Source organism: Micromonospora sp. NPDC005298 (assembly GCF_040607375.1).
GTDB lineage: Bacteria > Actinomycetota > Actinomycetes > Mycobacteriales > Micromonosporaceae > Micromonospora.
Genome location: NZ_JBEXGP010000016.1, coordinates 60409 through 77182 on the forward strand (window position 1 = coordinate 60409; position 16774 = coordinate 77182).

At 74.2% G+C, this 16774-nt stretch carries 18 protein-coding genes; 1 reads left to right on the forward strand and 17 read right to left on the reverse strand.

What is annotated here, in order from left to right:
• Positions 1–4 precede the first annotated feature (4 nt).
• The 16 genes from ABZS77_RS21025 to ABZS77_RS21100 form a co-directional block, all read right to left on the reverse strand.
• Positions 5–760 (reverse strand): hypothetical protein, encoded by a 756-nt coding sequence (locus ABZS77_RS21025; RefSeq protein WP_354825209.1) that lies wholly within the window; start codon positions 758–760, stop codon positions 5–7.
• Positions 761–781: 21 nt separating this feature from the next.
• Positions 782–1243, reverse strand: a complete 462-nt coding sequence (locus tag ABZS77_RS21030) for a hypothetical protein (RefSeq protein ID WP_354825212.1) — start codon at positions 1241–1243, stop codon at positions 782–784.
• Positions 1240–2169: a hypothetical protein gene (locus tag ABZS77_RS21035; RefSeq protein WP_354825215.1), complete on the reverse strand. Its 930-nt coding sequence runs from the start codon at positions 2167–2169 to the stop codon at positions 1240–1242. Before ABZS77_RS21035 ends, ABZS77_RS21030 begins: the two co-directional genes overlap by 4 nt.
• A complete protein-coding gene (locus tag ABZS77_RS21040; RefSeq protein ID WP_354825218.1) occupies positions 2166–2681 on the reverse strand; it encodes a phage tail protein in 516 nt (171 codons plus the stop codon). The genes ABZS77_RS21035 and ABZS77_RS21040 overlap by 4 nt, the downstream gene beginning before the upstream one ends.
• The gene (locus ABZS77_RS21045; protein ID WP_354825221.1) at positions 2662–5295 is read right to left on the reverse strand and encodes a putative baseplate assembly protein; all 2634 of its coding nucleotides are present in this window, start codon (positions 5293–5295) and stop codon (positions 2662–2664) included. The genes ABZS77_RS21040 and ABZS77_RS21045 overlap by 20 nt, the downstream gene beginning before the upstream one ends.
• Positions 5292–5726 carry a GPW/gp25 family protein gene (locus ABZS77_RS21050; protein WP_139583374.1) on the reverse strand — a complete coding sequence of 145 codons (435 nt, stop codon included), beginning with the start codon at positions 5724–5726 and terminating at the stop codon, positions 5292–5294. Before ABZS77_RS21050 ends, ABZS77_RS21045 begins: the two co-directional genes overlap by 4 nt.
• Positions 5723–6061 (reverse strand): hypothetical protein, encoded by a 339-nt coding sequence (locus ABZS77_RS21055; protein WP_354825224.1) that lies wholly within the window; start codon positions 6059–6061, stop codon positions 5723–5725. The genes ABZS77_RS21050 and ABZS77_RS21055 overlap by 4 nt, the downstream gene beginning before the upstream one ends.
• Positions 6061–7653, reverse strand: coding sequence for a phage baseplate assembly protein V (locus ABZS77_RS21060; protein WP_354825227.1), 1593 nt, complete (start codon positions 7651–7653; stop codon positions 6061–6063). Before ABZS77_RS21060 ends, ABZS77_RS21055 begins: the two co-directional genes overlap by 1 nt.
• On the reverse strand, positions 7650–8537 hold the full coding sequence (locus tag ABZS77_RS21065; RefSeq protein WP_354825230.1) for a hypothetical protein: 888 nt from the start codon (positions 8535–8537) through the stop codon (positions 7650–7652). Before ABZS77_RS21065 ends, ABZS77_RS21060 begins: the two co-directional genes overlap by 4 nt.
• A complete protein-coding gene (locus tag ABZS77_RS21070; protein ID WP_354825233.1) occupies positions 8537–8716 on the reverse strand; it encodes a hypothetical protein in 180 nt (59 codons plus the stop codon). Before ABZS77_RS21070 ends, ABZS77_RS21065 begins: the two co-directional genes overlap by 1 nt.
• Positions 8717–9995: 1279 nt before the next feature.
• Positions 9996–10478 carry a phage tail protein gene (locus ABZS77_RS21075; protein WP_139583370.1) on the reverse strand — a complete coding sequence of 161 codons (483 nt, stop codon included), beginning with the start codon at positions 10476–10478 and terminating at the stop codon, positions 9996–9998.
• Between the two features lies 1 nt (position 10479).
• A complete protein-coding gene (locus tag ABZS77_RS21080; RefSeq protein ID WP_354825236.1) occupies positions 10480–11712 on the reverse strand; it encodes a phage tail sheath subtilisin-like domain-containing protein in 1233 nt (410 codons plus the stop codon).
• Between the two features lie 24 nt (positions 11713–11736).
• Complete coding sequence (locus ABZS77_RS21085) at positions 11737–12435, reverse strand: carboxypeptidase regulatory-like domain-containing protein (RefSeq protein ID WP_354825239.1); 699 nt, start codon at positions 12433–12435, stop codon at positions 11737–11739.
• Positions 12432–13040 (reverse strand): glycine zipper family protein, encoded by a 609-nt coding sequence (locus ABZS77_RS21090; protein WP_354825242.1) that lies wholly within the window; start codon positions 13038–13040, stop codon positions 12432–12434. Before ABZS77_RS21090 ends, ABZS77_RS21085 begins: the two co-directional genes overlap by 4 nt.
• Before the next feature lie 12 nt (positions 13041–13052).
• A complete protein-coding gene (locus tag ABZS77_RS21095; protein ID WP_139583366.1) occupies positions 13053–13397 on the reverse strand; it encodes a hypothetical protein in 345 nt (114 codons plus the stop codon).
• Between the two features lie 146 nt (positions 13398–13543).
• Positions 13544–14317 (reverse strand): DUF3153 domain-containing protein, encoded by a 774-nt coding sequence (locus tag ABZS77_RS21100; RefSeq protein ID WP_354825245.1) that lies wholly within the window; start codon positions 14315–14317, stop codon positions 13544–13546.
• Positions 14318–14620: 303 nt separating this feature from the next.
• Here ABZS77_RS21100 and ABZS77_RS21105 point away from each other — a divergent pair, with 303 nt between their 5' ends.
• Positions 14621–15745, forward strand: a complete 1125-nt coding sequence (locus tag ABZS77_RS21105; RefSeq protein WP_354825248.1) for an FUSC family protein — start codon at positions 14621–14623, stop codon at positions 15743–15745.
• Between the two features lie 9 nt (positions 15746–15754).
• Here the strand turns inward: ABZS77_RS21105 and ABZS77_RS21110 are convergent, their stop codons facing one another.
• Positions 15755–16744 carry a LacI family DNA-binding transcriptional regulator gene (locus ABZS77_RS21110; protein WP_354825251.1) on the reverse strand — a complete coding sequence of 330 codons (990 nt, stop codon included), beginning with the start codon at positions 16742–16744 and terminating at the stop codon, positions 15755–15757.
• Between the last annotated feature and the right edge of the window lie 30 nt (positions 16745–16774).

A 16774-nucleotide genomic window follows, 5' to 3' on the forward strand; every position in this document is an offset into this window, starting at 1 on the left:
CTCCTCAGCGGGTGGGCAGGGCGGCGGTCACCCGGACGGCCTTGACGATCGCCGGGATCGAACCGATCAGCAGCACCAGCCCCCAGATGATGGCGACCACCGCGAAGACCAGCGCCGCCACGTCGTCGACGATGCTGACCAGGATCACCGGTACGAGGTTGTGCAGGAACTCCAGCACGACGGTGCACAGCAGCGTGGTGAGGATCAGCAGGACGAGGCCCTTGTTCTGCAGGAAGCGCGGCTGCGCCAGCACCAGCAGCCCCGCCCAGAGCAGCTTGAGCAGCAGCACCAGCCCCAGCAGCACGGACGCCTCGCCGACCGGGAAGAACCCCCACAGGGCCAGGTACGCGAGGGTGCCGAACGGGACGGCCAGGAACAGCGACACCATGATGGACAGCTCCACGAACGCGACGACCAGCGCGACGAGCCCGACGATGATCAGGATGATCGAGAAGATCAGGCTGGCGACGCCCTGCACCCGGCCCTGGACGCGTTCGGGCAGGAGCAGGCCCAGGCAGAACAGCCCGGTGCTCCAGACCGCCACCGCGTCGACCAGCGCCAGGTAGCCGGTGCCCCGACCGGACGGCTCGCTCACCCCGGACACGTCGTCGATCTGCACGTCGAGCGCGCCAGCGCTGTCGGCAAGCGCCGAACCGGCGTCGGCGCCGCCGAGCAGCAGCCCGGCGCCCAGCTCCACCCCGAGGGCCAGGACGATGGCGAGCATCGCCAGCAGCAGGAACGGCTTGCGCAGGTCACCCACGGCGGTGTCCCTCCCCTTCGGTCACGAGGTGGCCACGAGGACGGTGCAGCCGCCCAGGCCGGGACAGCGCAGGCCCACCTCGGTGGCCTGGTCGACGGCGACCTTCGCCACCGCCCCGGTGCCGTCCGGGGCCGGCTCGACGTCGTCGCGGATGGTCAGGTCGGCGTCCCCGGGCGCCGGCGCGACGACCGTGAACGGTGCCGCGCTGCGTAGCACCAGCGTGCGCAGCCCGCCCGGGTCGGCGACCCGCACCACGCAGCCGCCGGAGAACACCAGCCGGCCCGCGTCGTCGGCGCAGTCGGCGTCGACTGTCGCCGGGTCCACCGCGGAGCGTCCGCCGCCCAGCGCGCCCAACCGGTCCACCAGGCCGTGCCGCGCCCCCGGGTCGCCCCGGTCGTCGTCGCCCGCGCCGACCGCGACCACGAACAGGCCCACCAGCGCGACGGCGAGCAGCCCCAGCAGAACCTTCTGCCGTCCGCTCATCGCGCGACGGCCTGCGCGACGAGCTCGGTGAACCGGATCGTGTCCACCCCGGCGAAGTAGGAGTTCGTGCCCTGTGTCTTGCCGACCACCAGCAGCGTGACCTGGTGCGGTCCCTTGGCCAGCCGGACCGTTCCGACGTCCAGGAAGTCCGTCTTCTGCACCTTCGGTGTGAAGCCGAGGAACGTGCCGCCCACCTGGCTGCCGTCGATGGTGAAGACGGTGTTGGCGTAGTCGGGGGCCGTGGTCCGCACCGTGGCGAACCGCCAGGTGCCGTCGGCCGGGATCTGCACCGTCACGGTGACCTGGTCGCCGATCGCCAGGCCCGTGAAGAAGAGCTGCCTGTCCCCGGACCAGGTCACCCCGCAGCAGTTGGGCTGCGCACCCACGGCCGCCTTGCTCTTCTGCGGCGACGTGATCACCGCGCCGTCCACCAGGCTCTCCGCCTCGACGGTGACCACCCGCGGCTCGCCGGGGGCCGGGTCGCCGTCGCGGGTCACCAGCACCACCCCGACGGTCACCACCACCAGCACCATCACGGCCGCGACGGCGATCCACAACCACGGGGTACGCCGGGGCGGGGCGACCGCCTTCACCTCGTAGGTGACCCGGCCGCTGGACCGGGAACTCTCCTCTGGCGCGGTGTTCGCCGAGTACGCGAACCCGGTCATGTCGTAGCGCCGGGGCGGGGTGCCGGCCGGCACGGCCACCTTGACCAGGAACGACACCGAGCCCTGCCCGGGTACCACCCGCTGCGGCTCGGCCACCGTGAACCACGCCCGCTGCGAACCGTCGCCGGGAGCCACGTCGAACACCACGGTGTCCGGCGCGTTGCCCGGGTTGGAGACGGTGAAGGTCAGCTCGCCGCTGTTGCGCGGGTCGAGGGTGAACTGCTCGGCGGCGGCGACGACCGCCCACTCGGTGGTCATGACGACTCCTCTTCCACGACGATGTCGACGGTGGTCGAGGCGGGTTTCTCCGCCTCGACGATGCGGGTGAGCACGGCGAGCTGGCCGGCGGCGGACGCCGGCACCCGTACCACGATGTGGAAGGGCCGCTCGGTGGGCTCGTCGATGACGAACCCCGTCGACCCGCTGGCCAGCTCCAGGGCACGACGCAGCCCGTACGGGGTGCCGCGCCAGCGGGCCAGCAACGCGCCGTTGGCCACCAGGTCCCGGAGCCGGCCCACCGGCAGCGGCAGCGGGGCGTCCGGTCGGGGTGACGCCACCACGTGGTCCATCGCCACCCAGCGGGTCAACCGCACGACCAGGTGCTCCGGCGCCCGGTACGGGTCGAACAGGGCATCCACCTCGGCGAGGATCGCCTCGTCGGGGGCGTGCAGGTGCTCCATCACGTCCAGCAGCGCCCACAGCACGCTGCCCGGCACGCACGCCCGCTGGTAGGCGGCGGGCAGCAGCCGTTCAATCGCCGAGCGTCGCATCCTGACGCACCACCTCGATGTCGTGCTCGCCGGAGCAGAGCAGCCACGTGTCCGGAACGGTCACCACGTCGGCGGTGGCCTGGTTGGCGCTGGGCGTCCACTCGACGGCGTCGACGCTGCGGTGCACACCCCGCTCGCCGCCGGCCAGGATCAGCCGGTCGCCGCCGGCCGTCCCGCCGCCCGTGCCGCCGGTCGCGGTCGCCGGGCCGGCCACGGCGATGGCGTCCACCGGCACGAACCGGGTGCGGTCGCGCAGCGGCAGGCCGCAGTTGACCGACACCGGCAGCCACTGCGGTTGGGCGGCCAGGGTGTCGAGCCGCACCACACCGCCGCTCTGGGTGGCCGCCACCGCCTGCTGGCCGGCGAACGCCAGCTCCCGGCAGGTGCCGCCGATCCAGCCGGCCTGCACGGACTGCCACTTCACGTCCGACTCGAACAGCCGGGCGCGGTGGCAGCCCTGACCGGGCTTCTTCGGGTCCGGCTCGCCGGCGCCGCTCCACAGCAGCGTGGCCGGTCCGTCGTACTGCACGGCGAGGACGCGGTTGTCCACGTTGGCCAGCCCGATGTGCGTGAAGCTGCCCGGCCGGCCGCCGGCGGTCGACAGGTACACCCCGAAGCCGGCCTGCGCCGCCACCGCCACACCTGGCGCGCCCCGCTCGGAGACGAACGCGCGCACCGCGTAGAACCCCCGGTCGGCGTCGGACGGGTCCACCAGGATCTGCAACGGCACCGCCCCGGGCAGCAGCGACACCTCGTACAGGCCGGTGTCGGTGGCCACCAGCAGCGCTCCCGCGCCGTCGCGGTCCAACCAAGCCACGTCGGAGATGCGCGAGTCCAGGTCGGTGAGCAGCGACCACGTCTCACCCAGGTCGGTGCTCAGGTGCACCCGGGAACCGCCGGACGCGCGCAGCGTCACCACGGCCACCGCGCCGGCCCGGGGCACGATGCCCGGCCGCACCGGCGCCGGCGCGGGCGCCACCCGCAGCACCGTCTCGCCGTCGAACCGGCCGGTCGGCTCCCAGCCCGCCCCGGCGTTGCTGGAGCGGAACAGCACCGCACCACGGCCGGCGTACCAGGTGCGGGGCTGGTACTGGTCGACCGCGAGGGCGCGGACGTCGGCGTCCGGCGCCTCGTCCACCACGAACCGGACCGACTCGACGTACCGCACGCCCGGCTCGGCGTGCTCCAGCATCCGGTACACGTTCGACGCCCGCAGCGGCTCCCCGAACGGCCAACCGGTCGGGTTGAGCGCGGTGGGCAGCGGGCTCAACGTCTGGTGCAGCCGGTCGTGGATCCGCCGGCGGACCGCGTCGACGTCCTCCTCCCGCCGCACCACCACCCGGGCGCGTACCGACACCGCCTTGAACCGGGCCCAGGTTGCCCGGGACCGGATGCCGACCATCCGGCGCTGCTCCAGGTCCGTCTCCACCAGGTGCCGCGCCTCGGGCACCTCGTGCTCGCGCAGCACCGCCACCGGCAGCCGACCACCCGGGCGGGCGGCCTCCGGCACGTACGGCACCAGCACCACCTCGACCTCTCCCGGGCGGGCGAAGCTGTACACCGCCGCCCGGGTGAACGCCCGCGCCCGCGCCACCGCGCCGGAGCTGGTGGCCAGCACCTCGAAGTCGCGGGCGGTGACCGCCCGTTGCTGGGCGAAGAACTCGTACGGGCCGCGCAGCAGCACCGACTCCAACGCCTCCATGTCCCGGCCACCGGCGGCCGGCTCCGGGTTGTCCACCCGTACCCCGGGCAGCGGGTCGCGCAGGCTGCTCAGCGTGCCCGCCGCCACGTTGCCGGTCGGCCCCCCGCCGGCCCGGTACCAGAGCCGGACCTGGCGCCCGGCCGGCGGCACCGCCGCCACGGTGACCGGGGCGCCCGTGGTGGCCTCTCCGGGGGAGCGCAGGTCCAGGGCCGGGGCGAAGGTGACGGTGCCCGAGCACCGGTCCACCAGGTACGCCTTGGCCTGCGGGCCGAGACCCGCGAAGCTGTCCACCGGTCGCCAGATCTCGAACGTGCGGCCGTCGTGCTCCCGGGCCGCCGCGCCCAGCTCCACCGTGCCGGCCGGCACCTCGACGCCGAGCAGCAGGTCCAGCGGCTCGGCGGTGTGCGCCAGCGGGGCGCGGGCCGCGCGCAGCACCTGTCCCGGCTGGCCGGTGCCGACGCCGAGCAACTCGGCCTCGACCGGCTCGCAGTGGTGCATCCGCACGAGCACCGACGCCTCGCCGGCGGGCAGCACCGCCGGTTCGGTGGTGACGAACACGACGGGCCGGGGGTCGGCGCCCCGGGCTGCCGCGACCCGCAGCCCGGCCGGGATCCGCACCGCCGCGCGGTCGGTGCCCGCGCGGGTGAACAGGACGTCCGCCCAGGCCGCCGTCGGCGCGTGCCGGGCCACCCCGAGCAGGTTCAGAAACGAGACGTACGCCTTCTCCGGCAACTGGTTCAGTCGGTAGATCATCACCTCGGTCAGGTGGGCGAACGCCTCCACCAGGGCCATCCCCGGGTCGTGCGCGGACAGGTCGGTCCACGCCGGGCAGGACTGTTGGATCCGTTCCCGGGCCTCGGTGACGAGGTCGAGGAATCCACGGTCGTCCAGGTGCGGCACGGGCAGCGTCATGACGAGCCTCCCTGCTCGGGTTCGTCGGCCGGCAGCAGGTCCACGGAGAAGACCAGTTGTCCGGGGGTGAGGCTGGCCCGCACCCGGTAGTCCAGGCGGATCACCAGCCGCCACGCGTCGTCCGGGTCCGGCCCGGCGTCGACGTCGATGACCTCGACCCGGGGTTCCCACCGGGCGATGGCCTGCCGGACGTAGTGGATGGCCAGCCCCGCGGTCGTGTCGTCGTTCGGCGCGAACACCAGCCGGTGCAGCCGCGAGCCGTACCCGGGCCGCATCAGCCGCTCACCGGGCGTCGTCGACAACAGCAGGAACAACGCCTGGCGTACGCTCTCGTCGCCGTCGGTCATCGCCAGGCCCCCGGCCGCGGTGAGCGCCAACCCACCGGTACGGCCGGCGTCGAAGCCGGCGCCGACGAACCGGAAGGCCCTCACCGGTCCGCCCCCAGGAACCCCTGAGCGGGGTCGCGCACCGTGTGATGGACCGCGTTGGGTGGTGTCCCGTTGGTGAATCCCTCCAGGTTGTCGAGCACCACCCGGTGCCCGTCGATGCGCAGCCAGTCGCTGTAGCCGACGCGCAGGGACTCCGTCCTCGTGCACGGCTTGATGGTCGGGCCGTAGTTCGGACAGGCGATGATCTTCCGTCCCTCCGGGTCGTCGTCGACCAGCACCGGCACGGCGGTGACCGTCACCCACTGCTGCGACGGCCGGTTCTCCACGCGGCCGTCGTGGTCGCAGGTGATCACCGAGTCGCGGTGGATCCAGCGCATCAGCCGCCTCCTTCGTGGTGGGCGCGGGCGAGCGAACGGGCCTGCCGCGCCGCGGTGCTCGGGTCCTCGGTCGACTCGGCGTGCAGGAAGTCCACGCTGCGGGCGCGTACCACCAGGGCCCGCCCGGGCGCGGAGATCACCAGGTCGGACGCGGCGTGCAGGGTGGCCAGCTCGGGGGTCAGCTCCAGGAAGCTGCCGCCCTCGACGCCCAGGCGCAGACTGCGCCGCACGTCGTCGACCACGATCGACTGCCCGCCGGCGGTCCGCAGCGTCCAGCGGCGGGCCCGGCCGTCGTCGATGCCCGCGTCGTACGGCTCGACGGCGCCGAACAGCGAGCCCAGCACGATGCCCGAGGCCGGCTCACCGCCGGGCAGCACCACGAGCACGGTGTCGTCCGGGTCGGGGAGCGCCACCAGGCCCTTGCCGCGACCCGCCCCCGGGCAGAGCACGCCCAGCCACCCGGCGTCCAGGTCCCCGTACGTCGGCAGGGTCAGGCGGACCCGACCCAACCCGTCCGGGTCGGCGACGTCGGTGACCGTGCCGAGGGTGACCACCGCGCCTGTCGTGGCGGACGGCGGGGCCGCCGGTGGCACCGTGGAGAACCGCGTCAGGTGCCCGTCGCCGTCCACGGTGTGCACCACCTCGGTCAGCACGTACGCCCCGGCGACCGACTCGGGCACCCCGCCCAGGTCGATCCGCCGGCCGGGTCGCAGCGCCGGATCGCCCTCGGCCACCCCCTCGGCGGTGACCAGCGCCGCCGCCCGGGTGTCCAGTCGCGCCTGGGCCAGCGCCGCCAACTCGTCGTCGCTGCGCCCCGGCTGGTCGACGGCGGTGCGTACCCCGCCGGCACCCACGTCGGCCGGGTCCGGACGGTCACCGGCCGGTCGGCCGCAGCGCGCCTCGTCTGCCTGCTGGCTGATCGGCTCCGCCCGCTGCGGATGCCAGCCCAGCGCGGCGCTGGCACCGCTCGCCTGGTCGGCGTTGGTGCTCAGGCGCAGGCTGTGCACACCCGCGCCGAGGGCCAGCGCGACCGGCTCGCCGTAGCCGGCCAGGGTCACCAGCCGGACCGTGTCACCGTCGACGGCCAGGTGCAGCCCGGCCCGCCCGGCCACCTCGCGCAGCAGCTCCAGATCACTGTGCCGGTGCTGGAGCAGGCGCTCCAACCGGGGGCCGTCGGCCTGCGCCGCCACGTCCAACCCGACCTCGCCGCACAGCTCCCCGGCCAGGTCGGCGGCGGTCACCGACGTGAAGACCCGCAACCCCTGACGCTTGCGCAGCCGGTGCAGCGCGTCGTACGCCCGCAGCCGCAACAGCGCCGCGCCGTCCGCCGCGTACTCGACCTCGACGGCGGTGACCTCCCCGGCGAACAGGGCGTCGGGATGGTCGGTGAGGCGTACGTCGAGCGTCGTCCCGGGGCGTACCGCCGGGTCGAACGCACCGACCCCGGCGGTGGTGGCGAGCACCAGCTCGGCCTGGGTGGGCTGGTCCAGCCGTGCCGCCACCCGCAGGGAGCGCAGCCGCTGGTGGGCCGAGGCGGCCAGTTCGACGCCGTCCAGCAGGACGATGAGCGCCCGGGGCGCGACGCTGGTCACGGCGTACCTCCCGGAGCGGTGCCGGTCGGACCGGTGCCGGTCGGCGCGGCGCCGGCCGGGGCGGGCGTCGCGCCGGCCCAGCCCACGGCGGCCGCGACCGTGGCGCCCACGAACGACGTGCCGGCGGCGACCGCCCGCGCGAATCCGGTCGGTGCCGCCGTGGGTGTGCCGCCGGCCGGGGGCGGAACGGCGAGGGTGGTGCCGGCCGGCACCGCGAGAGGGTCGGTGATCCGGTTGTGTTCGGCAAGCAGCCGCCAGCGCAACGGCGAGCCGAGCGCGTCGTTGGCCAGCAGGTCGAAGCGCACTCCGGAGCGGCCCGGCTCGGCCGCGCCGTCACCGGCGGCGACCACCGCGCTGCCCGGTGCGGCGGTCGGGGTGCCCGCGGTGGCCAGTTCCTCGGCGAACCCGGCCTGCGCCTGGTCGGCCGTCTCGGCCGCCCGGACGAGCTTGAGCCGCAGCCACGACCGCCGGGGCGACCCGGTGCCGGTGAACGCGTCGAACCGCTCCGCCACCGCCACGATCACACCCGGCACGTTCCAGGTCTTGCCCCAGACCAGCCGAACCAGCGGCGGCCGTAGCCACCCGTGCTCGGCTGTGGAGTTCTCCGCAAGCATCCACAGCGGACGTGTCAGCACCCGTACGTCGGTCGGCCGGACCTGCGCCTGGACGAAGTCGACGTCGAACAGCAGGTCGAGCACCAACTCGGTACGGCCACCGCCGGTGAACACCAGCGGGTCGTCGGCCAGCCCGACCCCGGTGAGCTGCCCGTCGGCGACACCCCGACGGCGTACACCGGCGAGCCGGGTCACCTGCACGGTCTCCGGGTTGAGCAGGCAGTCCACCCGTTCGCCGGAGGAGTCGATGAGGAAGGCCACGCGTTCCATCAGTCGCCCGCCTGTTCCCGATCGAGGCGGGCGAGCCGCGCCGCGTCCGGTGCCGACGCCGCCACCGTCCACAGGGGTTCGTCGTCCGGCAGCGCCGGCCACGGGTCGACGGCCGACGCCCCGGGCGTGAACTCGGGTCCGACGGGCCACTGCCCGCTGCGAGGCTCGGGTACGGCCACGCCGTCCCACGCGGTCCCGCCGTGCGGGCCGGCGTCGCGCCCTCCGCCGCGCCCTCCGGAGCGTTCGACGGCGGTGGGAGATCGTGCAGGGAGGCCGTCGTCGAGGAGGCCGGGATCCGCCATGACTGCGGCGGGCCTGGCCGGCGGGTGGGACGGGGAGTCGGGGTGCCAGCTCGTGACGGGTCGGACCACCGCCCCCGGGTGGGGGGACCGCGTCCCTCGGCGGTGCCCGTCGGAGGCCTCGCCGCTGCTGATCGGGCCGGCACCGCCGACCCGCCAGCCGCCTTCTCGCAACCCCGTGCCAGGCCTCCGATCCGGCCCGCTCGCTGTCCGCCCTCGGCCCGGATCCACCGGCGGCGAGGATTCGACACCGTGGTCGGCGTCCGACGCTCCGGGCCGCCCCGCCCACGGTGCGTGCTGCGCCACGCTGGAGCGTGCCGACGGCCGTGGCCCGTCAGCCCCGACGACGCGCGTCTCCGGGCCGCCCGCTGTTCCCGGGTCGCCGCCCGCGTCGGCCTCCCCGGAGCCGCTCGCCGCTCCGGTCCGCGCAGGCCAGGTCACCACTCCGGTCCGCGCAGGCCAGGTCACCGCTCCGGTCCGTGCGGGCCAGGCCACCGCTCCGGTCCGCGCGGGCCAGCTTGCCGCGCCGGTCCGGGCGGGGCCGCTCACCGTGCCGGTCCGCGCCGGCCAGCCCGCCGCGTCGGTCCGCGCAGAGCGGCTGGCCCCACCGGAGACGGGCCGGTCGCTCGCACCGGGCTGGGCGGGTCGCGCGGACACAATCGACGTCCCCCTGTCGCCGGCTGCCGCACCCGCGTCGGGCACGCCGCTCGTGTCGGGCGCGGTACCCGTGCCGGGCAGGCCGCTCGTGCCGAACACGCCGCTCGTGCCGACCGTGGGTGGCCGGTCGACGAAGGGCCGGGTCCCGGCATCGGACGGACCGGCCCGGAGACCGGGGCCGCCGTGCGGGAGCGGTGCCGCCGCTCCGAACCCGGCGAGCCGGTCGTCGTGCGGCCCACCGTCACCGCGCGGCTCGGTGTCGGCAGCCGGCGGCCCGAGGTCGACATCGCGCAGCAGACCTGGCGCGTGGGCGGTCACCAGGTCCAGCCAGTGCCGCGGCGGCTCCCCGAAGCGGCGCGGCACCTCCGGCGGACGCGCCGCGACCCCGGCGGACTCGACCCGGGCGGACTCGACCCGGGCGGACTCGACACCGGCGGACTCGACCCGGGCGGCGAGACGCTGCGCCGCACCCGCCGCCGAGCGCAGCCGGTGGGCCAGCCAGCTACGCGGGTGTCGGCGCGGTCGCACCGCCGGTCTCCAACTCCAGGCCCTCGTAGCGCAGGGTCAGCGACGCGATGGCGATCTCGTGGCTCAGGGTGTTGAGGTGCGCCCCGCGCCACCGGGTGGGCCAGGCGTCGATCAGGTTCCACCGCAGCACCTCGGCGGTGCCGACGGAGTCCAGCAGCACCACCGAGACGTTGCGGCGGTTGACGGTGCCCTGGGCCGTGGCGTTGACCCAGTCCCACAGCTCCCGGGACGTGGTGAGCCCGAAGTGCAGGGTCACCGGCTCGTACTCGGCCTGCCCCGGCACCATCCGCATCCGGCCGACGCCGTGCTCCCGGTACGGCTGCCCGGGGATGTTCACCTCCAGCCCGCTCATCTCGGTGAAGTGGCCGTTGGTGACGCCGTTGATGAGCAGCCTGAAGTTGTACGCCCGGTACGGGTCGACCGGTGCGCCTGGTTGCGGGGCGGCCGTGGTGGGCATGTCAGCCTCCGATCGTCTCGGTCTCGGTGCCGCCGGCCCACTGGCTCAGCTTGAACACCACGAATTCGGCGGGCTTGACGACGGCGATGCCGATGTGGGCGATCACCATTCCGGCGTCGCGGACGTCCGGCGGGTTGGTCTCCTCGTCGCACTTGACGAAGAACGCCTCCTCGGGGCTGCGTCCGAGCAGCGCGCCGTCGCGCCACACGCGGGTCAGGAACGCCCCGATGTCGCGGCGGATGGAGCGCCAGAGGGTGAAGTCGTTGGGTTCGAAGACCATCCAGCGGGTGCCGTTGGCGATGGCCTGTTCGATGGCGATGCTGAGCCGCCGGACGTTCAGGTAGCGCCACTCGCTGGCCTCGGCGGCGAGCGTACGGGCGCCCCAGACGCGGATGCCCTCGCCGGCGAAGTAGCGGATCACGTTGACGCCCTTGGGGTTGAGCACGTCGTGTTCGGGTCGGGTGACGAGGTAGCCCAGGTCGACGGCGCCGCGCACAGGTTCGTTGGCGGGTGCCTTGTGCACGCCGCGCAGGGCGTCGGTGCGGGCCCAGATGCCGGCCAGGTGACCGCTCGGCGGGGTCAGTTCCAGGTCCCCGCTGATCGGGTCACGGACCCGCAGCCACGGGTAGTAGAAGGCGCCGAACTCGGACTGCCGGGGCCGGTACGCGGCCGGCCCCTCACCGCCGCCGGGGCCGGCCGGGGCGCTGCCCGTACCCTCGGCGGGTTTCGGGGGTTTTCCGGAGGACGGCGTGGCGACGCGGGTCAACGCGGAGATGTCGTCGATGTCGGGGGCCGGGTCGCAGATCGCCACCATGGTGCGGGTGCGTTCGGCCATGCTGAGCAGCGCCTCGTGGGCCACCACGTCGTGGAAGCCGGGCGCGGCGATGATGGAGATCTCGTCGATGGCCTCCAGCAGTTGCAGGCCGCCGCGTTGCTTGCCGGTGCCGCTGATCGCGCCGCCGTCGCCGACGTTGACCACCCAGCAGCGGGCGCCGCCGTTGTCGAGGAAGCCGAAGACCGCACGGGCCAGCGGGGTGCTCTCCACCTGGTCCCCGTCGGCGAAGAGCCGCAGGAACTCGGTCCAGTTGTTGACCGGTACCGCCTTGCCCAGGTGGGCGCCGCGGTTCGGCGCGACACCGACGAACGCGGCGATGCTGGTGCTCGCCGGTCCGATGGGTCGGGCGCCGCTGGGGACCTCCTCGACGTAGATGCCGGGGGAGAAGTAGCTGGGCATCGGTCCTCCTGTGCGGGGTGGGCGTCAGTGGGTCGGTGGCGCGCAGACGATGACGATGTCGTCGTCGTCCGCGTCGACGTCGGCGGTGAGCACGAGTCCTCGGCCGGTGAGTCGCAGCCGTACCGGTGCGGGGTTGTCCGGGTCGTGCGGGACGCCGACGATCAGGAACCGGCCGTCGGAGTCGGTGTGGGTGGCGGACGGGCTGCCGGGAAGGTCGACGCGCATCGCCGCCAGTGGCTGCTGCTCGGGGCCGACCACCCGGCCGGTGAGGGCGCGTACCTCGAGTTGGCGTAGCCGCAGCGGACGCAGCACGGGTGGCGCGGCCGGGGTCGGATGGTCCACCTGCGCGGGTACGTCGATGAGCAGCGCCGGTCGGGGCGCGGCGCCGAGCGCGGTCCAGAGGGTGGCGTCGCCGGCCTCCAGCACCACCGGGTAGCTGCCCTCGCTGGTCGCGGCGGTGAGTACCCGGTCGAGGCGGTCCAGCCCGGCCGGCCCGGTGACGCAGAGCAGGTAGCGGATCGTGAACCGGTAGGGTTCGCGGACCGCGCCGCTGGAGCGGGTCTGTCGGGCCGGGCGCAGTTCCAGGGGCCAGAGGGTGAGCCCGTCGGCGTCGCCGCCGGTGCGGGGCGGGCCGATCGGCACGGCCTGCCCCGCCGCGCTGGTCAGCCAGGTGGCCAGCGCGGCGGTGGCCGTCCCGATCGGTCCGCGCCCGTCGGTGGTCATCGCGGCGGCGTCCCCTGGATCCGGTACGCGATGGCCTCGTTCCACACGTGCGGGTAGACGCCGATCTCGAAGTAGCGGGTGAACCGGTTGATCGGCGCGTTGGTGTGGTCGTGGTAGAGCAGCCAGATCGGGGCGATGGTGAACAGCACGTAGTTCGCCAGCACCAGCGGGATGTAGAGCGGCCCGAGCAGGCGCGCCTGGAAGATGTGCACGTCCTCGTGACGCTGGATGCCGGAGCTGGAGCCGGCGCAGACGGTGCCGATGGTGGTGGCGTAGCGCGGTGAGACGCCCTCCACCACGCTGACCCGGCCGCTGCCCAGCGAGGTGGGTCGGTCCAGCGAGTGCCCGAAGATCAGGTGCACGGCCAGGTAGACGGCCCCGACCACGGTGTTCAGCAGGCTCCAGGTGTGGTCGACGACGAAGAGGAAGATGCCGCGGGCGTCCGGGGCGTACACCCCGGCGGAGGCCACCGCCCAGCCGAACACCGCGCCGACCAGCAGGCCCACGACGGCGCCGACGAGCAGGCCGACCGGGCCGCCGGCCAGGAGACCGAAGGTGGCGCCGGTGCCCACCAGGACCGTCGCGCTGAGAATTCCGAAGATCATGACGACATCTCCTCAGACCCACGAGCGGAAGACACGGGGCTCACGACCCTGCGCGACCTGGGTCGGCGACGCCTGGGTCGCCTGCCGGTTGCCGGGCGGGAACTGGTTGACGCCGAGCGCGGCCGAGAAGATCACCAACGCGTTGAAGAACGCGATGATCCACTTCTCGCCGCCGGCGTCGTCGGCGAACGCGGCGGTCACGTAGGACAGCAGCAGCGCGATGGCGATGGCGATCCACTTGCGGAGCTTGTCGCCGCTGGGCCCGATCAGCCCGCCGATGACGTTGGTGGCCAGCAGGGTTGCGGCGCTCGCGCCGGCGAGGCTGCCCAGGGCGGCCCAGGTGAAGAGATCGTTCACGGCGATCCCCCTTTTCTGCGATGGTGCGACCGGGATGTGGTGGTGGTGAGGTCCGGCGCGTCCGAGGGGGAGCGCCGGGGCCGGTCGCCGTCGTCGCGGGGCGGCCGGGGCCGGGCGTGGCCGGCCGGAGCCGGCCACCGGATGGATCAGCCGGGCCCCGCCGCGCCCGGGGGTGGGCCCGGCGAGGTCGGACCGGGCGCGGCCGGCGCCGTCGGACGGCGGCGACGCAGCAGGAGTACGCCCACCGCGGCGAGCAGCACCACGACCAGGACGCCGCCGACGACCAGCAGCCACGGGAACCCGCCCTCGGCAGCGGCGGCGGCCGGCGAGGTCGAGGGCCGGGGCGGCGCCTCGGCGACGGCACGCAGTTCGGCGGGCTTGTCCTGGTTGGAGTCGACCTTCCAGCTGACCGACCGGCCGTTGACCGTGCCATTGCTGTCGATCACCCGGCCGGGAAATGTCACCGAGATCTCGAACGACATCAACTTCAGGAACGCCTGCTGGTTCTGTGGATTCTGCTCGGCGACCTTTCCGCCGTATTTCTTCGGATCCAGCGGTAGCGAGAATCGGTACAGATCACCGTCGCGGACCAGTTTCACGCTCTCCGTGTCGAAACCGGCGAGCGGCGCCTTGCGGTAGGCGATCTGGGTGCCGAAGAGTTTGTCGTCCTCGTACCCGACCTCTTCTCCGGCGGGCAGCGCGGGAATGTTCTGCCGCAGCTCCGCGAAGGCGACCGCGACGTTCTTGTTCCGCGAGGTCAGCACCGACTTCTGGGCCGTCAGCAACAACTGCCCGTCGACCGTGTCGTCGGCGTTGACGGTGAGCCCCATGTTGAGTTGCATGCAGCCGCTGAGCGCGGCGAGAAGAACGAGACACACCGCGACGCGGAGTGCCCTACCGCGGTTGACTCTCCTGTTCATGGGATCAGTGTGTGTGATCGCTTTCACCATCAGCAGTCAGCGATCAGTCACAAGGCAGTCGCCGATTGTACCGGCGAACTGTCGGCTTCACCCGATGCCGCCAACGGCACACAGAACTACTCTGGAGTTTTGGGTCGAGCTCGGTTTTCTCCGCCCGTTGGTGATCGCCGGTCCGCGTACCGGGGGCCGTTGCCCCGCAGCCCGGTGACCAGGCCCGCCCCGCCGTGGGAGACGATCACGTCGCGTGAGCCAGGTGGCGCGACGCCTGTCGTGCCGGGTGAAGCGCGTACGGGAGGTGGGTGGATGCTGCGGCTCAGTGGCCTGCGGGTGGCCGGCGGGCGGCTGCGGCACGGCTGGCGGCCGGTGCTGGAGGCCACCGTCGCCGCGACCGTGGCCTGGCTGCTCGCCACCCGGCTGCTCGGGCACCCGCAGCCGTTCTTCGCGCCGGCCGCCGCGCTGATCGTCCTCGGTCAGGCCCGGGGGCAGCGCATCCGCCGGGCCGTCGAGGTCGTCCTCGGGGTGGCCGCCGGGGTGCTGGTCGCCGACCTGGTGGTGCAGGCGCTGGGGCCGGGCAGCACCTGGACGGTGTTCACGGTCATCCTGCTCACCGTCCTGCTCGCGGTCGCCTTCGGCGCCACCGGTGTGACGCTGGTGCAGGCCGCCGTGTCCGCGCTGTACCTGGTGGTGGTCGCACCACCGGACGGGTCGCTGGTGCCGTTCCGCTTCGTCGACGCCCTGATCGGCGGCACCGTCGCCCTCGCGGCCAGCCTGCTGGTCGACGCCCGGCGTCCGCTGGCCCCGCTTGTCGCCGAGGTGCGCCGGACGTTCGACGAACTGGCCGGCCTGCTGGGCGGGATCGCCGACGCCCTGGACGACCGTGACGAGTCGGCCGCGATGGCCGCGCTGACGCAGGCCCGGGGGATGGACGTGCGGGTCGACGGACTCCGCGAGGGTGTGCTCGCCGCCGGTGAGGCGCTGCGGCTCAACGTCCGTCGACGTCGGCACATCGGGCGGCTGCGGTCGGTGGACGAGTCCATCCGGCAGATCGACTACGCCGTCCGCAACGTCCGGGTGCTGGCCCGCGCCGGGGTGACGCTGAGTCGGCTGCACACACCGGTGTCGCCGGAGCTGGGCGTGGCGCTGCGGTGCCTCGCCGAGGCGGTCCGCGAGGCCGGCGGGGCGCTCGCCGCGGACCTGAACGGGCAGGACGACCTGGCCGACCGGCACGCCGCGCGGGCGGACGAGGCGGCGCTCGCCGCCGTGCACACCGCCGGGCAGCTCTTCGGCCCGACGCAGACGCTCCCCCTCGCCATGATCATCGGTCAGGTGCGGGCCACGGCCATCGACCTGCTCCGTGGGGTCAACCCGGACGACGACGTCGCCGTCCTGACCCGCGTGGACGAGGCCCTCGGCCTGCCCACCCTCTGACCGTCGGCGTCAGGCGCTGGCCCGGGCCACCATGGCGGACGGGAAGAGCGTCACCGGCGCGGCCGGGCGCCCGTCAAGCAGGGCGGTCGCGGCGGCGGTCGCGATCTGCCCCACCGGGTGACTGGCGGTGGTCAACGACGGGGCGGTCATCGCCGCGAGGGGGATGTCGTCGAAGCCCGCCACCGCGACGTCGCCCGGCACGCGTACCCCCTCGTCCCGCAGCGTCGCGATCACGCCGAGAGCGGTCTCGTCGTTGATCGCGTAGATGGCGTCGACGTCCGGCCAGCGGCGCAGCACGCCCTGGGCCGCCGCGCGCCCGCTCGCCGCCGAGAAGTCCCCGGGCAGCACCCGCTCCGGCAGACCCGCCTGGCGCATCAGCGTCCGGTACGCCTCGACCGGGCGTCGCGAGCACGGCAGCCACTGCGGGCCGGTGACCATGGCGATCCGGCGGCGTCCCGTGTCGTACAGGTGGCGCAGCACCTCGCCCGCCCCGGCGGCGTTGTCGACGTCGAACGACGGCACGCTCGGCGAGCCGACGCCGATGGAGACCACCCGACCACGCAGCGACCGGGGTACGGCGTCCAGCAGCTCCTCGGTGGTGTTGACCAGCACCACGCCGCACACGCTGCGGTCCCGGGCGAGCTGGTCCAGGCCGGTCGGATCGTCGAGCGGCAGCCAGTACAACGCCACCCCGACGCCGGCGGGCGTGCAGACCCGGGCCGCCGAGCCGACCACCCGGTGCACGTACGGGTCGTCAAGCACCTCGGCACTGCTCCCGGTGACCGCCACCACCAGGCGTACGCCGGCGCCGCGGACCAGTGCGCGGGCCGCCGGGTTGGGCACGTAGCCGAGCCGGTGGACCGCCGTCGCGACCCGGTCGCGGGCCTCCGGTGAGGCGAACCCGGTGCCGGCGATCACCCGCGACGCGGTGGATCGGGACACCCCGGCGAGCCGCGCCACGTCGTCCAGGGTCGCCGCCCGCTGTGCCGCTGTCGTCATGCGTCGCCTCCCCGTCGCGGTCCGTCCGGG